Origin of the sequence: Pseudomonas sp. Marseille-Q5117 (assembly GCF_946901175.1) — a bacterium.
In the GTDB taxonomy this organism is placed as follows: Bacteria; Pseudomonadota; Gammaproteobacteria; order Pseudomonadales; family Pseudomonadaceae; genus Aquipseudomonas; species Aquipseudomonas iranensis.
In genome coordinates this window covers 38190-64189 of the sequence record NZ_CAMPPP010000016.1, presented here as the reverse complement: position 1 = coordinate 64189, position 26000 = coordinate 38190, and the positions used below count along the sequence as shown (strand labels likewise).

The window sequence follows — 26000 nt, the reverse complement described above, 5'->3', positions numbered from 1 at the left end:
GAGTTTCGCGATGCCGCAACGTCCCAACTTTCTAGTGATTCTGGCCGACGACCTGGGCTTTTCCGACATCGGTGCGTTCGGCGGCGAAATCGCTACGCCGAACCTCGATGCGCTGGCCGAGAACGGCCTGCGCCTGACCGATTTCCACACCGCACCGACCTGCTCGCCGACGCGCTCGATGTTGCTGACCGGCACCGATCACCACATCGCCGGCATCGGCACCATGGCCGAAGCGCTGACCCCGGACCTGATCGGCAAACCCGGCTACGAAGGCTACCTCAACGACTGCGTCGTCGCCCTGCCCGAGCTGCTGCGCGAGGCCGGTTATCAAACCTTGATGAGCGGCAAATGGCACCTCGGCCTGAAGGCTGAACTGGCGCCCCATGCACGCGGCTTCGAGCGCTCGTTTTCGCTGCTGCCGGGCGCCGCAAACCACTATGGGTTCGAGCCGACCTACGATGAGCAAACCCCCGGGCTGCTGAAATCCACCCCGGCGCTGTACATCGAAGACGATCAGTTTCTCGACGAGTTGCCGAAGGATTTCTATTCCTCCGACGCCTTCGGCGACAAGTTGCTGCAGTACCTCAAGGAACGCGATCAGACCCGGCCGTTCTTCGCCTATTTGCCCTTCTCCGCACCGCACTGGCCGTTGCAGGCGCCCGCCGAGATCGTTGAGAAATACCGCGGCCGCTACGACGCGGGTCCGGAAGTGCTGCGTTTGGAGCGCCTGGAAAAACTTAAAGCCCTCCGTCTGATTGAGCCAGACGTCGAGCCGCATCCGCTGATTCAGTTGACCAAACAGTGGGACGCGTTAAGCGACGAGCAAAAGCAGTTCTCCGCACGAGCGATGGAGGTCTACGCGGCGATGGTCGAGCGCATGGACTGGAACATCGGCCGGGTCGTCGATTACCTGCGCCAGCAAGGCCAGCTCGACAACACCTTCATCCTGTTCATGTCCGACAACGGTGCCGAAGGCGCGCTGCTGGAAGCGTTCCCCAAGTTCGGCCCGGAGCTGATGACCTACCTCAACCAGCATTACGACAACAGCCTCGACAACATCGGCCGGGCCAATTCCTACGTCTGGTACGGGCCGAACTGGGCGCAAGTGGCAACCGCGCCGTCACGCTTGTTCAAGGCTTTCACCACCGAGGGCGGGATCCGCGTGCCGGCGCTGCTGCACTATCCACAATTGCCGCTCAAAGGGCAGATCAGCCATGGTTTCGGCACGGTGATGGACATCACCCCGACCATTCTCGATCTGGCTGGCGTGCGGCATCCGGGTAAACAGTGGAAAGGCAAAGCGGTGGCGCAACTGCGCGGCAAGTCGTGGCTGGGCTTTTTGTCCGGCGAGACCGCGCAGGTGCATGACGAGCATACGGTCACCGGTTGGGAATTGTTCGGACGTCGGGCGATTCGCCAAGGCTCGTGGAAAGCGGTATTCATTCCGGGACCCGTGGGGCCGGCGACCTGGCAGCTTTATGATCTGGCCAGCGATCCGGGGGAGATTCATGATCTGGCGTTGAGTCAGCCGCAGAAACTCACTGACTTGATCGCGCATTGGCAGCGGTATGTCGAGGAGACCGGAGTAATCCTCAGTGCTTCGCCGTTTCAGCCGGATTGAAGCAAGATCAAAAGCCCCCCTCACCCCAGCCCTCTCCCAGAGGGAGAGGGAGCCGACCGAGTTGTCTGCCGTCAAACATCGACCTGCGAAATCCAGGTCGATTATGGATTCACTGGCGCTCTTTCACGTCGGTGTAGCTCTTCAATATCCCTCGGTCAGTCCCCTCTCCCTTGGGAGAGGGTTAGGGTGAGGGGCATCTGTCAGGCCTCCACCGCTTCCCCGGACACCACTTCCTCATCTTTGCGCACAAACCGGTTAGCCCGCCCGAACGTGCCGAAATCATTGAACCGCACGCCCATCTCGCGCATCACCTTGTGCGCTACCGGCACGGTCATCTGGCGAATGTAAAACGGCTCCTTGACCACGAAATGATGAATCGCGTGACTGCTGCCGAAGTTGAAGCAGAACGCTTGCAACGGCCACAGCCACCAAGGATTCAGCACCTGACATTGCTGCAGCACATTGCCCGGTTCGACGTCGCCGTAGTAATGCATGTTCGAGCTGATGAAGTGCAGGCAGAAAGTGCGCAGCACGTTGGGGCCGATGATCACCACGGCGGCGATATCAATCACCTGCATCACCGACAGCGTGGTGGCCGACCACTCGATGGGCGAACCGAGCAAATGCGCGATGCCATTGGCCGCGTGAAAGCCGAGAAACACATACCACGCGCCCCAATGCAGCAGCGCCAGCGGTGCGTAGACCTTGAGCACGCGTTTGCCGATGCTCCACTTGTGTGCCCAGGTCTTGGCGCGGAGCAGGCGGATAAACGCCGACATCAGGTTGTCGCCGACCATCAGCAGACGGGCAAAACCCCACGGCTCGCCGTTGGTGATTGCGCGCTCTTCCATATCGGCTTCAGTGCCGGAAACCTTGTGATGGTTGAGGTGCAGATGACGACGGATCCACGGGTTGATCGTGCTCGGCCGCGCCAGCCAGACCAGGCCCATCATCAGGTTGTGCGGCACGCGTTGTTTACGGAAGTACATGCTGTGGATCAGGTCGTGTTCCAGCTCATGGGTCAGCGAGGCGAAAAACCCGTTGAGCAGCAGGCACACCCACCAAGCCATATGGCCAGTGATGTACAGCGCCGCCGAGCCGATCATCCCGGCCAGCGCGAACGCCAGAATCCCCGCACCGAGGGCATCCTGATGCTGAAGAATCGGGTAGCGCTCACGCAATTGCGCACCTTTGGCCAGCACCACCTGGCGAATATGTGCCGAGCGCTGCGCCGCATTCAGTCGTTCAGGGCTTGCAGAAGTACCGTCCATGCTTCCATCCTCGGGTCTAAGATGAATGCATCGTGCCTTGCCGGGGTTCGATCCGCGCTAGCCAAGAACGCCAACCTGTTGACCGGACGCGCCAATCCGCATGAAGGAACCGACCTCCCTCGCCAGCTGGACCCGCGCCTTGCGCAAACAACTTGACGCGCTCGGGCTGGACAGCCTTGCCTTGTGCCAACAGGCCGGGCTCGACCCAGCGCTGATGGACGACCCAAACGCGCGCTATCCGCTGTCCGGCACCACGCGCTTGTGGGCACTCGCCGTGCAGGCCAGCGGCGACCCGGCGCTGGGCTTGCGCGTGTCGCGTTTCGTCAGCCCGACCACCTTCCACGCGCTCGGTTATGCACTGGTGGCCAGCGGCAGCTTGCGCGAGGTGTTCGAGCGCATCGTGCGCTATCACCCGGTGGTCAGCGATGCGCTGGAACTGGAGCTCAGCCGCAGCGAAGACCGCTATCAATTCCGCCTGAAAATTCCGCCCGGCAACCCGGCGCCGGCCGTCGAAGCCATCGACGCCTTCGCGGCGATCTACGTGCGTACCTGCCGCAATCGCCTCGGCCGTGACTACGCACCGCTGGCGGTGTACTTGCGCCGCCCCGAACCGAGCGATGCCCAGCAATGGCACAAAGTCTTCCGCGCGCCGGTGCACTTTTGCGCCGCCGAAGACCGCCTGGAATTCGCCCTCAGCGACTTCGACAGCCACCTCGACGACGCCAACCCGGAACTGGCCGAACACAACGAAGCCGTACTCAAACGCACCCTCGCCCAGCTCAAACCGCTGACCTGGGAGCGCAAGGTGCGCGATGCCATTGAAGAACAACTGCCCGACGGCGAACCGAGCGCCGAACGCATCGCCCAGGCCTTGCACCTGAGCCTGCGCAGCCTGCAGCGGCATCTGGCGGATGAGGGCTGTCGCTTCGACACCCTGCTCAACGAAAGCCGTGAAAATCTGGCGCTGCTGCACCTGCGTGACCCGCAGTGTTCCTTGAGTGAAGTCAGCTATCTGCTGGGATTCGCCGACACCAGCAGCTTCAGCCGCGCGTTCAAGCGCTGGACCGGGATGACGCCGGGGCAGTTTCGCGATGGGTTGCGTTGAGCTGAAATCACCATTGTTTGATCCGGCGCCATGGCGAGCAGGCTCGCTGCCACGGTTGGAATGCGTTCCCCTGTGGGAGCGAGCCTGCTCGCGAAGAGGCCGTCAGACCACCACAAACCCCAGCTCAAAAACAGTGCCGTCGGCGTCACTCCTCACCCGCACCCGCCCGCCATGCAATTGCATGATCGACTGCACGATCGCCAAACCCAGCCCACCCGAATCTCCCGGTTCCGCACGTGAAGGATCGACGCGGTAGAAACGGTCGAACAGTTTGCCCAGATGCTCTGGCGCGATGACCGGGCCGTGGTTGTGCACTTGCAGCCAGCACATACCCGGTTCATCGAAGCGTTGCAGACTGATCAGGGTGCCGGGGTCGGCGTGGCGTACGGCGTTGGCCAGCAGGTTGCCGAGGGCGCGTTGCAGCAGTTGCTGGTCGGCGAGCAACTCGTCGTGCATGCGGTTTTCAAGTTGAAGCTCGCGATCATCGGCCAGGGCTTCGAAGTAATCGCAGAGTTCGTCGCCGACGTTGCGCAAATTCAGTGTGTGCAGATTGAGCGCGCGTTCGGCCTGCTCAGCGCGGGCGAGGAACATCAGGTTCTCGGCCATGCGCTTGAGCCGTTCGAACTCTTCCATGTTCGAGGCCAGCACTTCCTGATATTCGGCCGTGCTGCGCGGGTGGTTCAGGGCCTGGCCGTTGCTGGCGAGCAAGGTGTGCAGCGGCGTGCGGATTTCGTGGGCAAGGTCGGCGGAGAACTGCGACAGGCGCTGCACGCTGTCGTCCAGCCGCGCCAGCATGGTGTTGAGCGCGTGCACCGGTTCGCGCAGTTCGCTCGGCGTGCCCTCGGTGGGCAGGCGTCGATCGAGGCTGCGCAGATCGATACTGCGCACCGCTTCGCTCAACTGATGCAAGGGCTGCAAGCCACGCCGCAGCAACAGCAGGCCCAGAGCAAACGCGAGCACCGCGCCGAGGCCGACGGACAGATACAGACGCAGGCGATAACTGCCGAGCATCTGCTCGCGCTCGCTGAGCACTTTGCCGGCGATCACCGTCAGGGTTTCACCGTTGGGGCCTTGGGCCTGGCCGGACAGCAAGGCCAGCTCGGCGCCGTCACTCGCCTGCCAGGTGAGCACGTCACGGCGCTGCGGAATTTGCTCTCGCGCTAATGCATTGAGCGCCGGCAATTCACGTTGGCGCGGGTTGATCGCGATCACGCTGGAGCCGTCGGCCCGGCGCACCAGCAGCAGACTGTCGAGATTGCCGAGCATGTTTTGATACAGCCGTGGCCGTGCCTGCAAGGCGTCGAGGCTGTCGCTGTCGGCGAGCAAGGCGCGCACTTGCTCGAGGCGACCGAGCAAGGCCATGTCGTCACGAAAGGCCAGTTCCGAGGCCAGCGAGCGGTAGAGAAACACGCCGATTGCGCTCAGCACCAGCGCGCAGACCATGGCGAAGGCCAGCGCCAATCGCCAGGCGATCGACTTACTCCACATCGTCCGGCGCTTCCAGTTGATAACCGACGCCACGCACGGTGTGGATAAGTTTCGGCATGTACGGGTCATCGACCTTGGCACGCAGGCGACGCACGGCGACCTCGACCATGTTGGTGTCGCTGTCGAAATTCAGGTTCCACACCTGCGAGGCAATCAGCGTGCGCGAAAGCACTTCGCCCTCGCGGCTGGCGAGCAGCTGCAACAGGGCGAATTCCTTGTTGGTCAGGGCAATGCGCTGGCCGCCGCGACTGACCCGGCGGCGCAGTACGTCGATTTCCAGGTCGGCGATGCTGTACGACTCGGCTTCGCGCATCGGCCCGCGCCGCAGCAGCGTGCGCACGCGCGCGAGCAACTCGGCGAAGGCGAAGGGTTTGAGCAGGTAGTCATCGGCGCCCAGCTCAAGACCACGGACGCGGTCTTCGATGGCGTCCTTGGCGGTGAGAAACAGCACCGGTGTGGCGCCGCGCTGGCGGATCAGCTGGAGCAATTGCCAGCCGTTTAGACCGGGCAGCATCACGTCGAGGATGATCAGGTCGTATTCCTGCTGCTCGATAAAATAGCGGCCGTCGAGGCCATTGAGCGCCACGTCCACGGCGAATCCCGACTCGCCCAGGCCCTTGGCGAGGAAATTCGCGGTTTTGGCTTCATCTTCTACGACCAGCAAACGCATGGCACACCTCGATTGATCAGGTACACAGGCTAGGCGTGTTCGCCGCCGTTGCCCATTACAAACTTGTAATCCGCCTGACGGGGTTCTGACGAAGTGCGCCGGTTAAGGTGCAGACCTTCTCAATCGGAGCCTGCACATGACCGTCAAATACCTTGTCGCCAGCCTGATCCTCGGCCTCAGCGGCGTAGCGAGCGCCACGCCAGAACTGCCGCGCCACGCCGATCTCGACCTGAAAACCGCACGCTGGCTGGCGGACAAGGCGATGAGCAGTTGCACCGGCACGGTGTCGGTACTCGACCGTGGCGGCAACCTGCTGGTGACTCTGCGTGGTGACGGGGTTGGCCCGCACAACACCGCCGCCAGCCAGCGCAAGGCCTACACCGCGCTGTCGACCAAGACGCCGACGCGGCTGTTCGCCGAGCGCGCCCGCAGCAATCCGGAAACCGCCAACCTCAACACCCTCGATGAATTGCTCTTGCTCGGCGGCGGCATTCCGCTGTTCGCCGGCAGCGAACTGGTCGGCGCCATGGGCGTGGCCGGTTCCGGCGGCGGTGAACAAGATGAAAACTGCGCCCGCGCCGCCGCCGACAAAGCCGGCCTGAGCATCACCCGTTCCCACTAAGGAGATCCACCATGACCACCCTGCGCATGACCCTCGCCGCGCTCGGCCTGAGCGCTGTTTCCAGCCTGGCGCTGGCCGCCGGCAATCCGCTGAGCGTGCACGTGCTCAACCTGGAAAACGGCCTGCCGTCACCGGGCATCAACGTAACCCTGGAAAAACACGTCGGCGAAAACTGGCAACCACTGGCCCAAGGCACCACCAACGAGCAAGGGCGGATCGCCGAGCTGTTCCCGGCCAAACAGCCATTCGAAGCCGGTGAATACCGCGTGGTGTTCAAGACCGGCGAGTACTACCAGAAGATCAAGCACGAGACGTTCTTCCCGGAAATTCCGGTGATCTTCCAGGTCAAGCAGACAGATCAGCACTACCACATCCCGCTGCTGCTGAGCCCGTACGGTTTCTCGACCTATCGCGGGTCGTAAGATAAACACAGATCCTTTGTTGGAACTGGTCTCTGTGGCGAGGGGGTTTATCCCCGTTGGACTGCGCAGCGGTCCCATTTTTTCAGGGCCGCTGCGCGCCCCGGCGGGGATAAATCCCCTCGCCACAGGTGCCAGTTCCGACATTGGATCGGCGTGAGTTTTTAGATCGTGGCCAGGGCACGCAGTCTTGCGGCATCGAGAATTTCGATTTCGCCGTAAGCCAACCCGATAATCCCCTGCCCCTGCAGATCCTTGAGGATCTGATTGGTGGTCTGCCGCGACAGCGATAGCATCGCCGCCAACTGCTCCTGCGGCAGTTGCAGCGTCCGGCGTGGTGCGTCGAGTTCGCCATAGCCTTCGGCGATCATCAGCAAGCGATGCGCCAGACGCGCCGGGGCGGGCAGCAGGCTCAGCTGTTCGAGATTGATGAAGGCCAGGCGCAATTTGTGGCTCATCAACAGCGCCAGATGCCGCCAATACTGCGGCTGTTCGTCGAGCAATTTGAGCAACGCCGCCTGGGGAATATTCAGCAAGGTACACGGCCCGACCGCATAGGCGTCATGGGTGCGTGGCTGACCGTCGAACAGGCAGATTTCGCCGAACCAGTGCGGCGCCTCCACCAGACTCAACAACGCCTCCTTGCCCTGCTCGCTCACCGCGCCAATGCGCACGGCGCCATCGAGCACCGCGTACAGACCGCACGGTGCATCGCCACGCTGGAACAGCCGTTGCCCCGCCGTCAGCCGCCGCTCTCGGGCCAGCGCCAGCAGGCTATCCTGAAAAGATGCAGGCAGATGGCTGAACCACTGGCCGTTGAGCAACCGTGCACGAATTTGCATAACCACTCCTGGAGTGTCGCCTGCCCGACAGAGCGAACGCGGATCCCGAGGGATGATGCATTCAACCCCACTGGAGGAACAACAATGAAAAGCCTCGTCGACCACCTCAGTCAATACGCCGCCTACCACCGCGACCCGCGCAACATCGCCAGCCACTTTATCGGCATTCCGCTGATCGTGGTGGCGGTGGCTGTGCTGCTGTCTCGGCCGCAGTGGGCGCTGGGCGGGTTGTGGATATCTCCAGCCGTTTTAGTGGCGCTGGCCTCGGCGTGGTTTTACCTGCGTCTGGAGTTGAAGTTCGGCGTGTTGATGACAGTGCTGATGGGCCTGTCGGTGTGGGCCGGACATGCACTGGCGCAGCAGAGCACCCTGGTCTGGCTGAGCAGCGGCCTGGCGATGTTCGTGATCGGCTGGGTGATCCAGTTTGTCGGGCATCACTATGAAGGGCGCAAACCGGCATTTGTCGATGACATCAGCGGGCTGATTGTCGGGCCGTTGTTTGTCGTGGCCGAGCTGGCGTTCTTGCTCGGGCTGCGGCAGGAATTGAAACAAGAGATCGAGTTGCGGGCGGGGGTGGTGCGGGTCAATCCGAATCGCGCTGCTGTCTAGATCGTATTCGCGAGCAGGCTCGCTCCCACATTTGGAATGAGTTTTCCCTGTGGGAGCGAGCCTGCTCGCGAAGCTTTTGCCTTTAAATATTGGCGACTTTCTGCCAGACCTTCGGCTTGAAGAACAAGGTCTCACCCTTGGCCAGACCGATCAGGCTGTCGTGATCCTTGACCACTTCCGCTTCGATCAGATCGGTCTGCCCTTCCACCTTCAGTGTCACCCGCGTCGTCGCACCCAATGGGCGGATATCACGCACTTCAGCGGCATGGTGATCTTCCAGCTCATGCCTGGACAACGACACTTCGTGCGGGCGGAACAGCACATGGTTGTCATCGCTCAGCAGCAAGCGGTTCGAGTCGCCGAGGAAGTGATAAACAAAGTCGCTGGCCGGGTTTTCGTAGACGTCGCCCGGTGAGCCGATCTGCTCGATCACGCCTTTGTTCATCACCACGATACGATCGGCGACTTCCATCGCTTCTTCCTGGTCGTGGGTCACGAACACCGACGTCAGGTTGATATCTTCGTGCAGCCGCGCCAACCAGCGCCGCAGTTCCTTGCGCACCTTGGCATCGAGGGCGCCGAAAGGCTCGTCGAGCAGCAACACTTTCGGTTCCACCGCCAGGGCTCGGGCCAACGCGATACGCTGACGCTGGCCTCCGGACAACTGCTCCGGGTAGCGATCCGACAACCAGTCCAGTTGCACCATGTTCAGCAGTTCGTGAACCTTGGTGGCGATCTGGCTTTCGCTCGGGCGCTGGTTTTTCGGTTTCATGCGCAGGCCGAACGCGACGTTGTCGAACACCGTCATGTGGCGGAACAAGGCGTAATGCTGGAACACGAAACCGACGTTGCGATCACGCACGTCGTGGCCGGAAACGTCTTCGCCGTGAAAAACGATGTTGCCCTGATCCGGGGTTTCCAGACCGGCAATAATGCGCAGCAAGGTGGTTTTGCCGCAGCCCGACGGACCAAGCAGCGCGACCAGCTCACCGCTGTGGATATCCAGGCTGATGTTGTCCAGCGCCTTGAACGCGTTGAAATTCTTGCTGACGTTACGCACTTCGATCGACATGAATTATTCCTCCGCGGCGCTGGCGCGCAGGCGGTTGATACGGTTTTCGCTCCACTGCTTGAGCAGCAGGATGAAGAGCGCCAGGATCAGCAACAGGCTCGCCACGGCGAACGCGGCAACGTGGTTGTATTCGTTGTAGAGGATCTCGACGTGCAGCGGCAAGGTGTTGGTCACCCCGCGAATGTGCCCGGAAACCACCGACACCGCACCGAACTCGCCCATAGCCCGCGCGGTACACAGCACCACGCCGTAAATCAGGCCCCACTTGATGTTGGGCACGGTGACGTGCCAGAACATCTGCCAGCCATTGGCGCCGAGCAGACGCGCGGCTTCTTCCTCTTGGGTGCCTTGTTCCTGCATTAGCGGGATCAGTTCACGGGCCACGAACGGCACGGTGACAAAAATCGTCGCCAGCACGATGCCCGGCAGGGAGAAGACGATCTGGATGTCGTGATCCTGCAACCACGGCCCGAACAGGCCCTGAGCGCCGAACATGAGCACGTAGACCAGACCGGCAATCACCGGCGACACCGAGAACGGCAGGTCGATCAGCGTCACCAGCATGCTCTTGCCACGGAACGAGTATTTGCTCACGCACCATGCCGCACTGACGCCGAATACCAGGTTCAGCGGCACCGAGATCAGCACCGCGAACACGGTGAGTTTCAGTGCCGAAAGCGCGTCCGGCTCAAAGATCGCGGTGAAGAACGCGCCGAGACCGTTTTTCAGACCTTGCGATACGACGATGAACAACGGCAGCAGCAGAAACAGGAAAAAAATCAGCCAGCCAAGACCGATCAGGACTCTGCGCGAAGTGGCACTGCCACGGCGTGCAGCGTTGGCCGAAGAGGCGGCCGCAATGGACGATTGGGACATGTTCGCGCCTCCTTATGGGGTTTCGATGCGCCGCTGCAGCAAGTTGATCAGCAGCAACAGGATGAAGGAAACCACCAGCATCAGTACGCCAATGGCGGTAGCGCCGGTGTAATCGTACTGGTCGAGTTTGACCATGATCAGCAGCGGCAGGATCTCGGTTTTCATCGGCATGTTGCCGGCGATGAAAATCACCGAACCGTACTCGCCGACGCCACGCGCGAACGCCAGGGCAAAACCGGTCAGCCAGGCGGGCAGCAGTGCCGGAACCAGAATGTGGCGAAATACCTGCCATGGCTTCGCACCCAGGCACGCCGCCGCTTCTTCGACTTCACGGGGAATATCGGCCAGTACCGGTTGCACCGTGCGCACCACGAACGGCAGCGTGACGAAGGTCAGCGCGAGGGTGATGCCCAGCGGGGTGTAGGCGATCTTGAAACCGAGGTCAGCGGCAAATTGCCCGACCAGCCCGGCCGGCGCGTACAGCGCGGTCAGCGCAATACCGGCCACGGCTGTCGGCAGGGCGAACGGCAGATCGATCATCGCGTCGATCACCTTGCGCCCGGGGAAGGTGTAGCGCACCAGCACCCAGGCCAGCAACGTGCCGATGATGCCGTTGATGATCGCCGCGCACAGCGCGGTGCCGAAGCTCAGCTTCAAAGCGGCCAGCACACGCGGCGCGGAGATGATCGTCCAGAACTGATCCCAGGTCAGCTGGGCGGCGTGGACGAACATCGCCGCCAGCGGGATAAGCACAATCAGACTGAGGTACACCAAGGTGTAACCCAGCGTCAGCCCGAAGCCGGGTATGACGGGGGAGATACGACGCGACATAAAAGTCCCTGGTTAAAAGCATTCCGCTGAACGCATCAATGTGGGAGCGAGCCCTGTGGCGAGGGGATTTATCCCCGTTGGGCAGCGTAGCTGCCCCAAAACCATCGCATGCGGTGTATCTGGTTTGTCGCAATTGCTGATTTTGGGGCTACTGCGTAGCCCAACGGGGATAAATCCCCTCGCCACAAGAGTTCACTCCCTCAGTTTGCAAGTCAGATTACTGCGCCTGATAAATCTGGTCGAACACGCCGCCGTCGTTGAAGAATTTCGGCTGCGCGGATTTCCAGCCGCCGAAGTCCTTGTCGATGGTCACCAGCTCCAGTTTCGGGAACTGCTGGGCGTACTTGGCCGCTACGTCCTTGTCACGTGGACGATAGAAGTTTTTCGCGGCGATTTCCTGGCCGGCCGGGCTGTACAGATGCTTGAGGTAGGCTTCGGCGATCTGCGCGTTGCCCTTCTTCTCGGCATTCTTGTCGACCACCGCCACTGGCGGTTCGGCGAGGATCGACAGCGACGGCACGACGATATCGAACTTGTCTGCGCCGCCGTCTTCTTTCAGCGCCAGGAATGCTTCGTTCTCCCAGGCTAGCAACACGTCGCCCTGACCGTTGTTGACGAAGGTAATGGTCGAACCACGGGCGCCGGTATCGAGGATCGGCACGTGCTTGAACAGAGTCTGTACGTATTCCTTCGCCTTGGCTTCGTCACCACCGTTGGCTTTCAGGCCATAGGCCCAAGCGGCGAGGAAGTTCCAGCGCGCGCCACCCGAAGTTTTCGGGTTCGGCGTGATCACCGAGACGTCGTTCTTGACCAGATCGCCCCAGTCCTTGATGCCTTTCGGGTTGCCCTTGCGCACCAGAAACACGATGGTCGAGGTGTACGGCGTGCTCGCTTCCGGCAGACGCTTCTGCCAGTCGGCGGGCAGGCTCTTGCCGAGCTTGGCGATTTCATCGATGTCACCGGCCAGGGCCAGGGTCACCACGTCAGCACGCAGACCGTCGATTACCGCACGGCCCTGCTTGCCCGAACCGCCATGGGACTGCTGGATTTTCACCGTGTCGCCGGCATGATCCTGCTGCCAGAACTTGATGAATTCGGCGTTGTATTCCTGATACAGCTCGCGCGTCGGGTCATACGACACGTTGAGCAGCTCGTAATCCTTGGCAACGGCGGAACCGGCAAACACGGCACTGGCCAGCGCGGCCAAAGCATAACGGCGAATCGACGACATGGTGAAAGCTCCTGAATTCTTGGTGGTGGCTTTTTCTTGTGTATTGTTGGAATCGGGTCCCGTTGAAAGATCGCCGCCTTCGCCAGCTCCTGCACACAGCCCCCTGTAGGAGCCGCCGCAGGCTGCGATCTTTTGATCTCAGCCCGGTTGCTTAGCGGGTTGCTGCAAACGGAATTTCTCTTTGCGTTCGATCTGTACGACTTGCGCGTTGTGCACAGTGATCTCCACCGCGCCGAACCGCAGATCGCGCAGGGCGCTCTGGATTTCCCGCAAGATGGTGCTTTCGTCCTGACCGTCAACGCTGCGAAGGGATGCGCTCATGGTGCTGCTCCTTTGAAGGGGATTTGCCTGGCAGTGGGCGGCACTGCGTTCGGCGTGGGAGCAATATAAGAGAGGCATGGATATTCTTAAAAAGACTATTTAAGAATGTTTATATAACCAGAAAATAATATGAGGAAGGGCAAGGGGTTTGCGCTGATTTGAACTCGTCAAGAGAACTTGTGGCGAGGGGATTTATCCCCGTTGGGTCGCGAAGCGGCCCCAAAAAAAGGGACTGCTACGCAGTCCAACGGGGATAAATCCCCTCACCACAAGGTCGGTGATAGCCAGATAGGCCTATTCAGCCAATCAATGGCGTTTTCGCCCAATCAAGCCGATCCGCAGACACCGGCCGCCCAAACCAGTAGCCCTGCCCCAGATCGCATTCCTGCGCCAACAGAAATGTTGCCTGCTCAGCCTGCTCGATCCCCTCGGCATGCACCTGCATACCCATGCTCCGCGCCAGCGCGATGATCACCCGGACAATCGCCACGTCATCCTCATCCCACGGCAACCCTGCGACGAAGCCCTGATCGATCTTGAGTTTCTGCACCGGCAGGCGCTTGAGCCGCAACAGCGAGGAATAACCCGTGCCGAAATCATCGATGGCCAGACGCACACCCAGTTCGCGCAAGCGATGCATTTGTTCCAGCGCCACTTCCGGGTCGTCCATCACCGCGCTTTCGGTAACTTCCAGTTCCAGGTACGCCGGATCCAGCCCCGTGTCGTGCAGCACCTGCGCTACCTGCTGGTAAAGCTCACGTCGGGCAAACAGCCGCGACGAAACATTCACCGCGACGAACGCCAGCACCACACCGCTCTGCTGCCATTGGCACATCTGTCGGCAGGCCTGCTGCATCACCCAGGCATCGATCTCGGCGATCAGCCCGGTGCGCTCGGCAATCGGAATGAATTCCGCCGGCGACACCAGGCCGCGCTGCGGATGCTGCCAGCGCACCAGTGCCTCGACGCCGATCAGACGGCTGCTTTGCAGGTCATGCACCGGTTGGTAGTAGACGCGCAGCTCGTCCTGCTCCAGTGCGCGGCGCAGCTCGAAGGCGATTTCGACCCGTTGCTGGGCGTGGGCGGTGAGCTCTTCGGTGTACAGCGCGTAGCCATTGCGCCCGCTGCTTTTGGCCTTGAACAGCGCACTGTCGGCATTGCGCAACAACTGCTCGGCGCTGAGGGCATCGCTGGGAAACAGGCTGATGCCGATGCTCGCGTTGATGAACAGTTGATTGCCATCTACCAGCACCGGCTCCTTCAACGCGTCCAGAGTCCGTTGCGCCAGCGCGGCGGCCTGGGCCGGCTGTGGACAACTTTCCGCGAGCACCGCGAACTCGTCACCGCCGAGCCTTGCGAGGGTGATGCCGGGGCCGAACAATGCCTGTAACCTCGTCGCCACCGCTTTGAGCAATCGGTCGCCGACGTTATGCCCGAGGCTGTCGTTGATCATCTTGAAATGATCCAGATCGAGCATCAGCAGCGCGCAGCCACGCTTGTGTGTCTGCGCCGACGCCAACGCCTGCTCGGCGCGGTCGCTGAACAGCAGGCGATTGGGCAGATCGGTCAACGGATCGTGATGCGCCAGGTGTTTGAGCTCGGACTCGGAATCCTTGATCGCACTGATGTCGGAGAACACCGCCACGTAATGGCTGAGCCGGCCGAAATCATCGTGAATCACCCGAATGGTCTGCCACTGTGGATAAATCTCGCCGGTCTTGCGCCGGTTCCAGATCTCACCGCTCCATTCACCTTCAGCCTCAAGGGTGGCGAACATCGCCTGATAGAAGCCCGGCGGATGATGGCCGGACTTGAACAGACTGGGCTGCTGGCCGATGACTTCGTCGCGCCGATAACCGGTGATCTGGATAAAGGCGCGGTTGACGTGGACGATCAGGCCCCGGTGATCGGTAACCAGCACGCCTTCGCGGGTGCAATCGAACACGGCGGCCGCCTGACGCAGACGCTCACGGTCGCTGTGGCGCTCGCGCAGGCGGGCACCGATGCCGAGAAACCGACACAGCCGCGCCCGCGCGAGAAAAATCAGCCCGGCACTGATCGCTGCCAGCAAATAACCGTTGATCAGTTGCCAACGGGCCAGCGCACTGGAGTCATCGAAGAATCTGCTCAATAAATGATCAGAAACCTGCAGCCATACGGCGGCGAGTACGAGGTAGAGCAGCGCTGCACGCATGGCATCGCGGTAAGTCGCAGACATTCGGTCGTCCATGTCCCTACAAAAAGGTTGGAATTATAGGTGAAGAAACATTCAGCGACTTCTTATCTGAAAGGGCGACTGGTTTTATCTGTGTGCTTAGTGATAATGCAACGGCTGTTTTTATCTTTATCGAGGGCCCTATAGCCTATGTGGTACGAAGGTTTTCTTGGCTTGTCGGCCTGGTCACTGGTCGCGGTCACCCTGCTGATGACCCATGTGACGATTGTTGCCGTCACGGTCTATCTGCACCGTTACTCGGCCCACCGCTCGCTCGAGCTGAATGCGGGTCTCAAGCACTTTTTCCGTTTCTGGCTGTGGCTGACCACGGCGCAGAACACCCGCGAGTGGACCGCCATCCACCGTAAACACCACGCCAAATGCGAAACCGAAGATGACCCGCACAGCCCGGTCATCAAGGGCTTGTCCACGGTGCTGCGCACCGGCGCCGAGCTGTATCGCAGCGAAGCGCAGAACCCGGAAACCCTGCGCATCTACGGCAAGAACTGCCCGGAAGACTGGATCGAACGCAACGTCTACAGCCGCTATCCGCTGCTGGGTGTGGCGATCATGGGCGTGATCGACCTGCTGCTGTTCGGCACCATCGGCATCACCATCTGGGCGATCCAGATGATGTGGATTCCGGTGTGGGCCGCTGGCGTGATCAACGGTCTGGGCCATGCTGTCGGCTACCGCAACTTCGAATGCCGTGACGCGGCGACCAATCTGGTACCGTGGGGCATCCTGATCGGCGGCGAAGAGCTGCACAACAACCATCACACCTACCCCAACTCGGCCAAGCTGTCGGTGAAGAAGTGGGAATTCGACCTCGGCTGGGCGTGGATCAAGGTCTTCTGCTTCCTGCGTCTGGCCAAGGTGCAGCGGGTCGCACCGATTGCCCACCGCGTCGAAGGCAAGGGCAGCCTGGACATGGACACCGCCATGGCGATCCTCAACAACCGCTTCCAGATCATGGCCCAGTACCGCAAATTGGTGATCGGTCCGCTGGTCAAGCAAGAGCTGGCCAAGGTCGATCATTCGGTGCGCCACCAGTTCCACCGGGCCAAACGCCTGCTGTCGCGGGAAACCAGCCTGCTGGAAGACCGTCATCACCTGCGCATCCAGACCATGCTCGAACACAGCCATGCTTTGAAAGTGATCTACGAGAAGCGCCTGGCTTTGCAGCAGATCTGGGTCAAGACCAGTTCCAATGGCCACGACATGCTGGCCGCCATCAAGGAATGGATTCACGAGGCCGAGGCCAGTGGCATCCAGTCGTTGCGGGATTTTGCTGATCAGCTGAAAACCTACTCGCTGCGTCCTGCGACTGCCTGACCTGCAACGAGGCTGCGATCTCGAAGATCGCAGCCTCGTTACACACGTCGCCTCCTTAACCCCGCCGCCCGGCGGGACTCGGTAATGGCCGGGAACTTCGCCGAAAATCCTCTATCTCAAAGACACTTCGCCACTCCGGCGGGTTGTCCTGTGGCCGTTGTCGATATTGCGGCGCGCCCTTTGAGATTTGTGCCGATGGTCAACAACAACCAGAAAGACACAACCTTCACCCAATGGCCCGAGGCCGCGCAAACGCTGATGGCGCTGATGCATGCGCAGGGCGAAGTCGCGCGCCTGAGCGAGCGCGAACAATTGATCAGTTCGCTGCTGGTCAGCGTCAACGCCGTGCTCTGGGCTTTCAACTGGGAAACCCGGCAGGTGCTGTACGTCAGTCCGGCCTATGAGCGGATCTTCGGCCGTTCCGCCGCGCTTGTGCTGGCTGACTACAACCAGTGGCGTGACAGCATTTACCCCGATGATCTGGAGTACGCTGAACAAAGCCTTGCCGAAGTCCTGCACCGAGGTGCGGTGGAAGATCGCGAGTACCGCATCATCGCGGCCGATGGCCAGGTGCGCTGGCTCAGCGACAAATGCTTTATCAATCGCCAGGACGAGCCCGGGCAGCCGGTGATCATCGTCGGCATCGCCGAAGACATCACCGACAAAAAACACATGGAAACCGAGCTGCAACGCTTGGCCACCACCGATGTGCTGACGCAAAGCAGCAACCGCCGCCACTTCTTCGAATGCGCCCACCGCGAGTTCGCCGAGGCGCGGCGCCAAGGCACACCGCTGGCCTTCCTGCTGCTGGACATCGACGATTTCAAAGTGATCAACGACAGCTACGGCCACCCCGAAGGCGACAATGTGCTGCAACGGATCGCCGAATGCGGGCGCGGCTCATTGCGCCGTGGCGACCTGTTCGGGCGGATTGGCGGTGAGGAGTTCGCCGCGGTGTTTCCCGGCTGCGCGCCGGAGATGGCCGTGCAAGTGGCGGAGCGCCTGCAACAGGAGATCCAGCGACTGCGCTTCAACCACGACGGCCAAGCATTCAGCATCACCGTAAGCCAGGGCCTGACCAACCTCACCGACGAAGACAAGAGCCTGGACAGCCTGTTCGCCCGCGCGGATGCCGCGATGTACGAGGCGAAACGGCAGGGCAAGAACCGGATCATTGCGGCCTGATCCCGGTTTCCACGCCTGGTGCTGTACCTGTGGGAACGAGCCTGCTCGCGAAAGCGTTCTGTCAGTGAACTCAAAGCTGAATGACACGCCACCTTCGCGAGCAGGCTCTCTCCCACATCGGAATGTGGTGATCTGTCATTTGCGCATCCGCATCAACTCCGGCAGCCCGATCTTGAGCAACCGCGCCGTCCGGCTCTTCGCCAGTTCCTCAACGCCTTCATGCTCGGTCAGCCGCGCCATCTGCGCGGCCATGTGCATCACCAGCGCCTCGCGACTGTAAACGCCACCACCGAGCTGGTAGGCCGAAGCAATCAACTCGCGCAACTCCAGCGGCAGACGCCAGCGGGTGCGCAATGCCGAGCCATAAGAGGCGCCAAACTTCGCCAACGCTTCACCGACCTCCTCCAACTCGTCCAGTTCGCCGCCAGCTTGCTGCCATTCCTGCAGGCAGCGCAGCAGCGCCAGATCGCCGAGCCGATGCAGCATGCCCGCGCAATAGCAGCGCTCCTGATCGAGATCGAGCAGGCGCGCCAGCGTGCGGGCGTATTCCGCCGTGTGCAGTGACAGCCCCCAATAGCGCTCGGCGTAATCCGCCAGGCATGGATCGCTGAGCCGCGCGCTGCGTTTGAGCGCCAGGCCGAGAATCAGGTTCATGCTTTGCCCGGTGCCGAGTCGGTGCAGCGCCTGGGCCAGGGTTTGCACCGGCGCGCCGTAGTGTTGCGCGGCACTGTTGGCGGCTGCGATCAGCACGGCGGTAATCTGCGGATCGGTGCGGACCTCTTCCTCCAGCAGCTTGAGGTCCAGCCCCTCGGGATTGAGGCTGCGCTTGACCGCCACTTGCACGTCGGTCATCAGCGGCGCGCCATCAGCCTGCTCGCGACGCCGCTCAAGGAACACCGACAGGGTCATGCCCGGCGCCAGTGCCGGCACTTCGCAAACCACCGCTTCGCCAGCGTTGAGCAGCAAGCCCTGCAAGCGCTCGGTCAGGCCTTCCATGTTCAACGGTTTGGTCAGGTACGCCGTCGGCGCCAGCGGAATCGCTTCGCGCACGCTGGCGCTGTCGTTGCGGCTGCTCATCAGAATGAACGGCAACGGCGGATTGCGTTTGCGCTGGCGGACGCTGCGCAGCACATGCAATCCGTCGATGCCAGGCAGCTCCCAATCGACGATGGCCAAGTCATAGGGCACCTCGCTGAGCAACGACATCGCCTGCTGGCCATCGGCACACAAATCCAGGCGCGCATCGCAGCGCACGTTGAGCAGCACTTGTTTGAGCAGGTCGCGGGACCAGGGATCAGCCTCGGCAATCAGCACCCGGGGTACGGCGGGTAAATCAACGGCAGTCATGCGCGCTCTCCTTGCAATGCCTGAACCTTAGCCAATGCTGGCGATTCGATACAGCGCAAACAGGTCCGATGTGTTTCAAGGGACGAAAAAAACCCGCCGAAGCGGGTTTTTGTCGAGCGGGTCACGCGAGCGGATCAGAGTTCAGAGAAGCACTCTTCGATGATCGCCAGGCCTTTGTCCAGTTGCTCGTCCGGCGACGTCAGCGGAACCAGCACACGCAGCACGTTACCGTAAGTGCCGCAGGACAGCAGGATCAGGCCCTTGTCACGCGCCTTGGCCACCACGGCAGCCACGGCAGTCGGGTTCGGCTTGTGGCTGTCGCCGTTTTCGAACAGCTCGACCGCGATCATTGCGCCCAGCGCACGCACTTCACCGATGACCGGGTACTTGGCCTGAATCGCCTTCAAACCGGTGACCAGGCGCTCGCCGACAGCCTTGCAGCGGTCCAGCAGTTGCTCTTCTTCAAACACTTCCATGACTGCCAGCGCAGCGGCGCAAGCGATCGGGCTACCGGCGTAGGTGCCGCCCAGACCGCCCGGAGCGATGGCGTCCATGTACTCGGCCTTGCCGCACACGCCGGCCAGCGGGAAGCCGCCAGCGATAGACTTGGCGAAAGTGGTCAGATCGGCGGCAACGCCCATCTGTTCCATGGCGAAGAAGGTGCCGGTACGGCCAGCGCCGGTCTGCACTTCGTCCGCAATCAGCAGAATGCCGTGCTGGTCGCACAAAGCGCGCAGACGCTTCATGAATTCCTTCGGCGCGACGTAGAAACCGCCTTCGCCCTGCACCGGCTCGATGATGATTGCAGCGATGTCTTTCGGCTCGGCGTCGTTCTTGAAGATGCGTTCGATGGAAGCGATCGAATCGTCGATGCTCACGCCGTGCAGTTCGTTCGGGTACAGCGCGCGGAAGATGCCGCCTGGCATCAGGCCCATGCCCGCCGAGTACGGCACGACTTTACCGGTCAGGCCGAGGGTCATCATGGTGCGACCGTGGTAAGCGCCGGTGAAAGCGATCACGCCAGCGCGGCCAGTGGCGGCACGGGCGATCTTCACGGCGTTTTCGACGGCTTCGGAACCGGTGGTGACCAGCAGGGTTTTCTTGGCGAAGTCACCCGGAACCTTGGCGTTGATTTTTTCGCACAGCTCAACGTAGGGCTCGTAAGCCAGCACCTGGAAGCAGGTGTGGGTCAGCTTGTTCAGCTGTTCAGTCACGGCGGCGATGATTTTCGGGTGCACGTGGCCGGTGTTCAGTACAGCGATACCGCCAGCGAAGTCGATGAACTCGCGACCTTCAACGTCGGTCACGGTGGCGTTCTTTGCCGACTCGGCGAAGATCGGGTGAATCTGGCCAACACCACGAGGTACGGCATTGGTGCGGCGGGCCATCAGTTCAGCGTTAGTCTTGCTCATTACAGTCCTCATTCGCCGCTCATCGGGCGGCGTGGTTCAAGGATGAAGCGGGAGGAATCGGCGGTGGCAGCATGCGATGATCGACTGCCACGGCGTTCCCGGCCGCAGAGAAAATTTCTGTTTGAAACCACGCAAAGGGACAGCGCTCTCGTGCCCTTTGCGTTTGCAGCGATCCCTTTCCCGGCTTAGATGCCCAGGCAGAGGTATTTGATTTCCAGGTAATCTTCAATGCCGTACTTGGAGCCTTCACGGCCCAGGCCGGAAGCCTTGATGCCGCCAAACGGCGCGACTTCGTTGGAGATCAGCCCGGTGTTGACGCCGACCATGCCGTACTCCAGCGCTTCGGCGACACGGAACACGCGGCCCAGATCACGTGCATAGAAATACGAGGCCAGACCGAATTCGGTGTCGTTGGACATGGCGATCACTTCGGCTTCGTCTTTGAAGCGGAACAGCGGCGCCAGCGGACCGAAGGTTTCTTCCTTGGCCACGGCCGCGTTTTTAGGCACGTTGGTCAGGATGGTCGGCTCGAAGAAATTGCCTTCCATCGCCTTGCCGCCCGCCAGCACGGTGGCGCCTTTGCTTACGGCGTCAGCGATGTGTTCCTGAACCTTGGCCACGGCTTTTTCGTCGATCAGCGGGCCGGTGGTGGTGCCGTCTTCCAGACCGTTGCCGATCTTCAGTTTGGCCACCGCCACTTTCAGCTTCTCGGCGAACGCATCGTAGACCGCGTCCTGAATGTACAGACGGTTGGCGCAGACGCAGGTCTGACCGTTGTTGCGGTACTTGGAAATGATCGCGCCTTCGACGGCCTTATCCAGATCGGCGTCGTCGAACACGATGAACGGCGCGTTGCCGCCCAGTTCCAGCGAGACTTTCTTGATGTCCTTGGCGCATTCGGCCATCAACTGGCGACCGATTTCGGTCGAGCCGGTGAAGGACAGTTTGCGCACGATCGGGTTGCTGGTCAGCTCGCTGCCGATGTCGCCGGCGCTGCCGGATACCACGCTGAACACGCCCGCCGGAATGCCTGCACGCTGAGCCAGTTCGGCCAGGGCGAAAGCGGAAAACGGAGTTTGCGAAGCCGGCTTGAGCACCATGGTGCAACCGGCGGCCAACGCCGGGCCGGCCTTGCGAGTGATCATTGCTGCCGGGAAGTTCCACGGGGTGATCGCAGCTGTGACGCCGATCGGCTGCTTGATCACGATCAGGCGCTTGTCCGGCTGGTGGCCTGGAATCACATCACCGTAGATGCGCTTGGCTTCTTCGGCGAACCACTCGATGAACGATGCGGCGTAAACGATTTCGCCCTTGGCTTCGGCCAGCGGCTTGCCTTGCTCGAGGGTCATCAGGCGCGCGAGATCGTCCTGGTTCTCGATCATCAGTTCGAACCAGCGACGCAGCTTGCCGGCACGCTCTTTGGCAGTCAGTGCACGCCAGGCCGGCAGCGCCTTGTCGGCGGCCTCGATGGCACGGCGGGTTTCAGCGGCGCCCATCTTCGGCACGGTGCCGAGGATTTCGCCGGTGGCCGGGTTGTTGACCTTGATCGTCTGACCGTTGTCGGCATCGACCCAAGCGCCATCGATGAAGGCTTGCTGGCGAAACAACTGGGTGTCTTTAAGCTGCATGTCGGCTTTCCTTAACAGCACCGCGGCCTGCGCGGAGCAAATTATGATTGTAGAAAGGCGCCTCGCAAGGCTGCCGTCAGGGAAATCAGTGAGCGGATTGTGGCGCATCAACAGTGCACGACCGGGCGCACTTGCGCTGCAACATCCCGCCAAAGAGCGTTTGAAATCTCAAACGGATCGTAGGTTCAAAGGGGGTAAAGGACAATAGGTCGTTCGAAAAAAAGAACAAAAATGCCGCTTTTCAGATCAACGTACCGAAAACCCTTGCCGCAGGAAAAACCTTAGATCAACCCCGGCAAAGCGCCAAGCGAGGGTTTTGCAGGACGTTACCGCTTTAAGGAATGCAGCGATTTTGTGCCGACACGCACACTGACAAAACCCGCCAAACCCGGCATGGACGCCCTGAGCCGACCTAGGTATGATGTCGCCCGCTGCACCAGTAGCTCAGCTGGATAGAGTACTGCCCTCCGAAGGCAGGGGTCGTGGGTTCGAATCCCGCCTGGTGCACCATGAATCAAACGAGAAAGCCCCGGACTGTGATGGTCCGGGGCTTTTTTGTGGGTAACGATATATGAGACTTATTGAGGCTGATCCGTGGTGGGGGTATCAAATAGCCGCGTTGTATCCCGCGCGCCATGTAGTACCCGCTCTATCAGCACATCACTTTTCAATATTGAGTAGAAAATGAGGTATCTGCCGTGAGTGATCATTTTCAGACCTCTGGCGCAATCCTCCCGGGCAATTCCTTGATTTGGCAAACTGGTCAATTGAGCACATCGCATACGTAATTCGGCGACGAAAGAACGAGCACGTCCAGGATTGTCACGAGCGATATAGCGGACAATCTGCAACAGATCATCTCGAGAGATTTCAGAAAATAATAATCGCTTCATCCATGATTTTGCTCAGCTTCGATGCCATCTATAAGCGCATCAAGCTCCGCAAATACCGTATCGGCTGCAACAGGCGGACGAAGATCATTTCGACTTGCAGCAATCGCTTCACGCAATTCAGCCGCTCGAAGACGATCTAATAGTTCTTGATATGTCGCATGGGCTAATAAATAGGCAGCCGGACGATTATGGTTGAGAACGGCGATGGGTTCTGTCCCAGCCTGGTCAATCACCGTACTGGGACTGCGTTTCAATTCGGTAATACTCACCGAGCGATTAGCAAGCAGCTGCTCCATAACGACTCCAAGGGTACGTAAAAAAGTACCTAATAGTGCTCTTTTAAGAAGTCTTGGGTCAATCAGCAAATAGCCAACGGCGTGCAGGCGTCAGCTATTCGCGGTCAAGGGTCAAACGCATCCATCGCCTATGGAGGTAGGATTTCAAAGCACGTCACTCCGTGGTCCAGTCAAACTCATCATATTCATCGTCGTCATCCCCCTCCTCCTCAGCCTCGTCAAATACCTCGTCTTCTTCAACGAGGTCTTCTTCCGGCTGATTCAGCAGAAATTCCTTACGTGTCTCGGTTACTGCACGCCGCATTTGTTCGCCCTTTTCCGGGCAGTTGAGTAGCTGGGCGATGCGGTCGATTTTTGCTGCCACGGTGTCCTCCAGCGCATTGGCAATGGATCGATAGTGCGCGTTTTCGCGGGGCAATGCCAAATGGCTGGGGAATCGGGCAGTCAGCCGCCCGTGAGCGGCCGAACCTCAGCGGTGATAACGCCGCACCGCGCTGCTGTTACGCAGCACATGGCCTTTGATTTTTTCCATCAGCTCGGCGCGGGTCAGGCCGGCGGGCAAGGCGTCCGGGGCAAGATCGAGGGCGTAGATCTGGATGATGTAGTGGTGCGCGCTGTCGCCCACTGGCGGGCACGGACCCATGTAGTGGGTGTTGCCTTTGCTGTTGGTGCCGCCGACGCCTTCGAGCGCGGATTTGGCGCCGACGCCGGCCGCGATCTGGTGGGTGGTGGGTTTGATGCCGTAGTGAATCCAGTGATCGACGCCCAGACCTTTCTGGCCATCCGGGTCGTGCATGACGATGGCGTAGCTCTGGGTTCCGGCCGGGCCGGCGTTCCAGCTCAGCGCCGGCGACTGGTTCTTGCCGCCGCAACCGGGTGCGTCGCTGGCGGCGGCCGAGGTGAACAGACGGTTATCCGACACGCCGGGGATGCTCAGGGTGAAGCGCTCCTGGGCCTGTGCCGGGAACTGCATGCAAAGGGTCACGGCGATGGCCGCCAGCCATGGGTTGAAAGAGGTCAATCGGGTCATTCCGGGAGCACCTTGTGCAGTGAGGCCGTCGTCGGCCCGCAAACTATAGCTGTACCGTTCGTGCCTTGGCAGTAGCAAATGGCTGAACCTCGCGCGGCGCCGCCAACTCACAAGAGAAATGCCTGCGAGGAAGCCGAAAATGTCCCTGCACCGTGTCGCCCGTTTCGCCGATGTCCCGCAAGACCGTGGCCTGCAAGTCGAAATCGGTGACTGCAAGATCGTCCTGCTGCGTGCCAACGGCGAGTTGCGGGCGTTTCAGGGCCTGTGTCCACATGCCGGCGCACCGTTGGCCGAGGGGGCGTTGTGTCACGGCCGGTTGATCTGCCCCTGGCACAAAGCCGCGTACCGCGCCGAGGACGGTGGCCTGTGCGAGCCGCCATCGCTGGACAGTCTCAAGCGCTATCCGCTGGAGTTGCGTGGCGATGAAGTCTGGGTCGATGACCAGCCCCTGCCCGATCCGCACACCCCGCCCGCTGACGATCCAAGAACCTTTGTTGTCGTGGGTGCCGGCGCCGCGGGCACGGCTTGCGCGGCGGCGCTACGGGAGAAGGGTTTCGGCGGACGCATCGTGCTGGTCGATGGCGAACCGGATGCCGGCTACGACCGCACGGTGTTGAGCAAATTTGTTCTCGCCGGGGAGATGTCGCCGAAAGAAGTGCCGCCCCTGCGCGATGAGGCGTTCTATCAAGCGCAACGCATTGAACGCGTACAAAGCGAAGTGACTTCACTCGACGCCCCAGGCAAAGCGCTCCATCTGAACAACGGCGGCATCCTGCGCTACGACGCCGCTGTACTCGCCACCGGTGGCGTGCCCAATCCGTTGAAGCTGCCTGGTGCCGAGTTGGCCAACGTCTTCGTCCTGCGTTCGAAAGCACAGGCTGAACAGATCATCAACGCCGCTCAACCGGGCCAGCGCGCGGTGATCATCGGCGACAGTTTCATCGCCCTCGAATGCGCGTCAGCCCTGCGCGAGTTCGGCCTCGACGTTACCGTGATGGCACGCCACGCAGTCCCGTTTGCCAAGCAATTCGGCGAGGCCGTGGGCAAAGCGATTCGCGGGTTGCACGAAGAGCACGGGGTGAAGTACATCAACGAACACGAGGCTACGCAGATCCTTGGCGAGGACAAGGTCGAGGGCGTGCTGCTCGACAACGGTCTGCGCTTGGCAGCGGATCTGGTTCTCGCCGGCGTCGGCGTTCACCCGGCCACTGAACCTTTCGAATCATTGCCCAAGGAAGAAGACCAATCCTTGCGTGTCGATGACGGCATGCGCGTCGCCGATGGCCTGTGGGCCATCGGCGATATCGCCACGTTTCCGTTGAACGGCCAGCCAACCCGCATTGAGCATTGGCGCCTGGCCCAGCAACACGCGCGCATCGCTGCGGCCAACATGCTCGGTGGCGAGGAACATTATCTGGATGTGCCGTTTTTCTGGACCTACCACTTTGGCAAGAACTACGACTATCTCGGTCACGCTCAAGAATGGGACGAGGTCGAGTTCAGCGGTGAGCCGGAACAGCCGCCGTTCATTGGCCTGTTCGCAAAAGACGGCATCGTTGTTGCGGCGATGGCCTGCGACAAGCAACGCGCAATGGCGCTGCTGGCTGAGCGCATGAAGCAACCTTTGCGGATGAAAGAGGCCTGGACGCTGATCCAGGCCTGACACCGGCGCTGTACGAGG

25 protein-coding genes and 1 tRNA gene are annotated in these 26000 nt (G+C 61.0%); 9 read left to right on the top strand and 17 right to left on the bottom strand.

The genetic code is table 11. The features are described 5' to 3' along the window. The first annotated feature begins 10 nt into the window (after window positions 1-10). Window positions 11-1621 (top strand): arylsulfatase, encoded by a 1611-nt coding sequence (locus OC605_RS22090; protein ID WP_262139479.1) that lies wholly within the window; start codon window positions 11-13, stop codon window positions 1619-1621. A 200-nt stretch (window positions 1622-1821) separates the two neighbouring features. Here OC605_RS22090 and OC605_RS22085 read toward each other — a convergent pair whose 3' ends face one another. Then, window positions 1822-2892 carry a fatty acid desaturase gene (locus tag OC605_RS22085; RefSeq protein ID WP_262139477.1) on the bottom strand — a complete coding sequence of 357 codons (1071 nt, stop codon included), beginning with the start codon at window positions 2890-2892 and terminating at the stop codon, window positions 1822-1824. Window positions 2893-2992: 100 nt separating this feature from the next. Here OC605_RS22085 and OC605_RS22080 point away from each other — a divergent pair, with 100 nt between their 5' ends. Beyond that, entirely contained in the window at window positions 2993-3997 is a 1005-nt protein-coding gene (locus tag OC605_RS22080) for an AraC family transcriptional regulator (protein ID WP_186568481.1), read from the top strand. Between the two features lie 102 nt (window positions 3998-4099). Here OC605_RS22080 and OC605_RS22075 read toward each other — a convergent pair whose 3' ends face one another. Both OC605_RS22075 and OC605_RS22070 read right to left on the bottom strand, forming a co-directional pair. Further along, on the bottom strand, window positions 4100-5485 hold the full coding sequence (locus OC605_RS22075) for a heavy metal sensor histidine kinase (protein WP_262139475.1): 1386 nt from the start codon (window positions 5483-5485) through the stop codon (window positions 4100-4102). After that, window positions 5475-6155 carry a heavy metal response regulator transcription factor gene (locus tag OC605_RS22070; RefSeq protein ID WP_186568479.1) on the bottom strand — a complete coding sequence of 227 codons (681 nt, stop codon included), beginning with the start codon at window positions 6153-6155 and terminating at the stop codon, window positions 5475-5477. The genes OC605_RS22075 and OC605_RS22070 overlap by 11 nt, the downstream gene beginning before the upstream one ends. A gap of 136 nt (window positions 6156-6291) precedes the next feature. On the opposite strand from OC605_RS22070, the gene OC605_RS22065 reads away from it, so the two are divergent. Continuing rightward, window positions 6292-6777, top strand: a complete 486-nt coding sequence (locus OC605_RS22065; protein WP_039756342.1) for a GlcG/HbpS family heme-binding protein — start codon at window positions 6292-6294, stop codon at window positions 6775-6777. Window positions 6778-6788: 11 nt separating this feature from the next. Continuing rightward, complete coding sequence (uraH, locus tag OC605_RS22060; RefSeq protein WP_042610175.1) at window positions 6789-7199, top strand: hydroxyisourate hydrolase; 411 nt, start codon at window positions 6789-6791, stop codon at window positions 7197-7199. Window positions 7200-7360: 161 nt separating this feature from the next. Here uraH and OC605_RS22055 read toward each other — a convergent pair whose 3' ends face one another. Continuing rightward, complete coding sequence (locus OC605_RS22055; protein WP_262139473.1) at window positions 7361-8038, bottom strand: Crp/Fnr family transcriptional regulator; 678 nt, start codon at window positions 8036-8038, stop codon at window positions 7361-7363. An 84-nt stretch (window positions 8039-8122) separates the two neighbouring features. Here OC605_RS22055 and OC605_RS22050 point away from each other — a divergent pair, with 84 nt between their 5' ends. Beyond that, window positions 8123-8647: a DUF962 domain-containing protein gene (locus OC605_RS22050; protein ID WP_262139471.1), complete on the top strand. Its 525-nt coding sequence runs from the start codon at window positions 8123-8125 to the stop codon at window positions 8645-8647. An 82-nt stretch (window positions 8648-8729) separates the two neighbouring features. Here the strand turns inward: OC605_RS22050 and OC605_RS22045 are convergent, their stop codons facing one another. From OC605_RS22045 to dibA, 6 genes are all read right to left on the bottom strand, one after another. Then, complete coding sequence (locus OC605_RS22045; RefSeq protein ID WP_024011135.1) at window positions 8730-9719, bottom strand: sulfate/molybdate ABC transporter ATP-binding protein; 990 nt, start codon at window positions 9717-9719, stop codon at window positions 8730-8732. Window positions 9720-9722: 3 nt separating this feature from the next. Next, a complete protein-coding gene (cysW, locus tag OC605_RS22040; protein WP_262139469.1) occupies window positions 9723-10595 on the bottom strand; it encodes a sulfate ABC transporter permease subunit CysW in 873 nt (290 codons plus the stop codon). Between the two features lie 12 nt (window positions 10596-10607). Beyond that, the gene (gene cysT / locus OC605_RS22035; RefSeq protein WP_016772245.1) at window positions 10608-11426 is read right to left on the bottom strand and encodes a sulfate ABC transporter permease subunit CysT; all 819 of its coding nucleotides are present in this window, start codon (window positions 11424-11426) and stop codon (window positions 10608-10610) included. A 217-nt stretch (window positions 11427-11643) separates the two neighbouring features. After that, window positions 11644-12657: a sulfate ABC transporter substrate-binding protein gene (locus tag OC605_RS22030; protein ID WP_024011134.1), complete on the bottom strand. Its 1014-nt coding sequence runs from the start codon at window positions 12655-12657 to the stop codon at window positions 11644-11646. A gap of 138 nt (window positions 12658-12795) precedes the next feature. After that, complete coding sequence (gene oscA, locus OC605_RS22025) at window positions 12796-12978, bottom strand: sulfur starvation response protein OscA (protein WP_136494183.1); 183 nt, start codon at window positions 12976-12978, stop codon at window positions 12796-12798. A 298-nt stretch (window positions 12979-13276) separates the two neighbouring features. Next, window positions 13277-15196 (bottom strand): phosphodiesterase DibA, encoded by a 1920-nt coding sequence (gene dibA, locus OC605_RS22020; RefSeq protein ID WP_262139465.1) that lies wholly within the window; start codon window positions 15194-15196, stop codon window positions 13277-13279. A gap of 147 nt (window positions 15197-15343) precedes the next feature. On the opposite strand from dibA, the gene desA reads away from it, so the two are divergent. After that, the gene (gene desA / locus OC605_RS22015; RefSeq protein WP_016772248.1) at window positions 15344-16528 is read left to right on the top strand and encodes a delta-9 fatty acid desaturase DesA; all 1185 of its coding nucleotides are present in this window, start codon (window positions 15344-15346) and stop codon (window positions 16526-16528) included. A 195-nt stretch (window positions 16529-16723) separates the two neighbouring features. Continuing rightward, window positions 16724-17713, top strand: coding sequence for a GGDEF domain-containing protein (locus OC605_RS22010; RefSeq protein ID WP_217865003.1), 990 nt, complete (start codon window positions 16724-16726; stop codon window positions 17711-17713). Window positions 17714-17848: 135 nt separating this feature from the next. Here the strand turns inward: OC605_RS22010 and OC605_RS22005 are convergent, their stop codons facing one another. From OC605_RS22005 to gabD, 3 genes are all read right to left on the bottom strand, one after another. Further along, window positions 17849-19060: a response regulator gene (locus OC605_RS22005; RefSeq protein WP_016772250.1), complete on the bottom strand. Its 1212-nt coding sequence runs from the start codon at window positions 19058-19060 to the stop codon at window positions 17849-17851. A 134-nt stretch (window positions 19061-19194) separates the two neighbouring features. Beyond that, window positions 19195-20472: a 4-aminobutyrate--2-oxoglutarate transaminase gene (gene gabT, locus OC605_RS22000; protein WP_016772251.1), complete on the bottom strand. Its 1278-nt coding sequence runs from the start codon at window positions 20470-20472 to the stop codon at window positions 19195-19197. A 185-nt stretch (window positions 20473-20657) separates the two neighbouring features. Further along, window positions 20658-22100, bottom strand: a complete 1443-nt coding sequence (gene gabD, locus OC605_RS21995; protein WP_024011131.1) for an NADP-dependent succinate-semialdehyde dehydrogenase — start codon at window positions 22098-22100, stop codon at window positions 20658-20660. 433 nt (window positions 22101-22533) lie between these two features. On the opposite strand from gabD, the gene OC605_RS21990 reads away from it, so the two are divergent. After that, window positions 22534-22610, top strand: a tRNA-Arg gene (locus OC605_RS21990). Between the two features lie 68 nt (window positions 22611-22678). Here the strand turns inward: OC605_RS21990 and OC605_RS21985 are convergent. From OC605_RS21985 to OC605_RS21970, 4 genes are all read right to left on the bottom strand, one after another. Continuing rightward, the gene (locus OC605_RS21985; protein WP_262139461.1) at window positions 22679-22993 is read right to left on the bottom strand and encodes a type II toxin-antitoxin system RelE/ParE family toxin; all 315 of its coding nucleotides are present in this window, start codon (window positions 22991-22993) and stop codon (window positions 22679-22681) included. Further along, window positions 22990-23289 (bottom strand): type II toxin-antitoxin system Phd/YefM family antitoxin, encoded by a 300-nt coding sequence (locus OC605_RS21980; RefSeq protein WP_133337568.1) that lies wholly within the window; start codon window positions 23287-23289, stop codon window positions 22990-22992. Before OC605_RS21980 ends, OC605_RS21985 begins: the two co-directional genes overlap by 4 nt. Window positions 23290-23443: 154 nt before the next feature. Continuing rightward, the gene (locus OC605_RS21975; protein WP_262139459.1) at window positions 23444-23713 is read right to left on the bottom strand and encodes a hypothetical protein; all 270 of its coding nucleotides are present in this window, start codon (window positions 23711-23713) and stop codon (window positions 23444-23446) included. Window positions 23714-23758: 45 nt separating this feature from the next. Beyond that, complete coding sequence (locus OC605_RS21970; RefSeq protein WP_262139457.1) at window positions 23759-24319, bottom strand: YbhB/YbcL family Raf kinase inhibitor-like protein; 561 nt, start codon at window positions 24317-24319, stop codon at window positions 23759-23761. Window positions 24320-24458: 139 nt separating this feature from the next. Between OC605_RS21970 and OC605_RS21965 the strand changes: the two genes are divergently transcribed. Further along, window positions 24459-25982: an FAD-dependent oxidoreductase gene (locus tag OC605_RS21965; protein ID WP_262139455.1), complete on the top strand. Its 1524-nt coding sequence runs from the start codon at window positions 24459-24461 to the stop codon at window positions 25980-25982. Window positions 25983-26000 lie beyond the last annotated feature (18 nt).